We start from the raw sequence: 966 nt of genomic DNA on the forward strand, positions 1-966 counted from the left end.
CGGCCGCCGCACCGACGCCGAACGCGAGCAGCGCGGCGGCCAGCGTCCGGCGCGGTCCCCAGCGGTCCACCAGCGCGCCCCCGGCCGGCAGCAACCCGGCGAACGGGAGCATGTAGCCGAGCGCGATCCACTGCAGCGCCCCGAGGTCGAGCCCGAGGTCGCGGCCGATCGACGGCGCCCCGGCGGCGACGATGGTGTTGTCGAGCGTGGTGACGAACGCGCCGAGCGCGAGCAGCACGAGTGTCTTCATCGCACGCTCCCCGCCAGCTCACGGGTGGCAACGCGCCGCCGGCGCGGGAACCACCAGTTCGCCGCCCCGAACCGAGCCATCACCGCCGGCACGAGCACGCACCGGACGACGACCGCGTCCAGCAGCACGGCGACGGTCAACCCGACGCCCGCCTCCCGCACGACACGGGCGTCGACGAACGCGAACGACACGAACACCAGCGCCATGATCAGCGCGGCGGCGGTGATGGTCCGGCCGGTCGCCGCGACGCCGTCGACGACCGCGGCGCGGGTGTCGCCGTGGCGGCGCCAGGCTTCCTGGATGCGGGCGATGAGGAAGACCTCGTAGTCCATCGACAGCCCGAACAGCCCGGCGAACAGGAACACCGGCAGGTACGGCTCGATCGGGGCGCCGAAGGTGTGGACCACCGCCCCCGTCGTCGCGGCCGCGGTCAGCAGGTTCATCACCGCGGCCGTCAGCGGGATGAGCACGCTGCGGAACACCCAGGCGAGCAGCAGTACCGAGATCCCGACGACACTGGCCAGGAACACGGGCAGCCGGGCGGTGATCGCCGCCGAGAAGTCGGCTTGGGTCGCGACGAGGCCGCCGACGTGCGCGTCCGGGCCGCCGATGGTCGTCGCCATGGTCCGCGTCCAGGTCAGCAGCTCGGTCGTGGCCGGGTCGCCGGGCGCGGTCCGCGGGACGACGGTGAGCAGCCAGCCGCCGCCGGGCAGCGC

General features: G+C 74.3%; 2 protein-coding genes. Both read right to left on the bottom strand.

Features of this window, described 5'->3' with window-relative positions:
- A partial coding sequence (locus tag G3I65_RS51965) for an MFS transporter (RefSeq protein ID WP_160703444.1) occupies positions 1 to 250 on the bottom strand: 250 nt, incomplete at its 3' end.
- Positions 247 to 966: MMPL family transporter (locus G3I65_RS51970; protein WP_160703446.1), on the bottom strand; the 720-nt coding region annotated here is incomplete at its 5' end. The genes G3I65_RS51965 and G3I65_RS51970, both read right to left, overlap by 4 nt.

Source organism: Amycolatopsis sp. SID8362 (genome assembly GCF_010550475.1).
GTDB lineage: Bacteria > Actinomycetota > Actinomycetes > Mycobacteriales > Pseudonocardiaceae > Amycolatopsis > Amycolatopsis eburnea.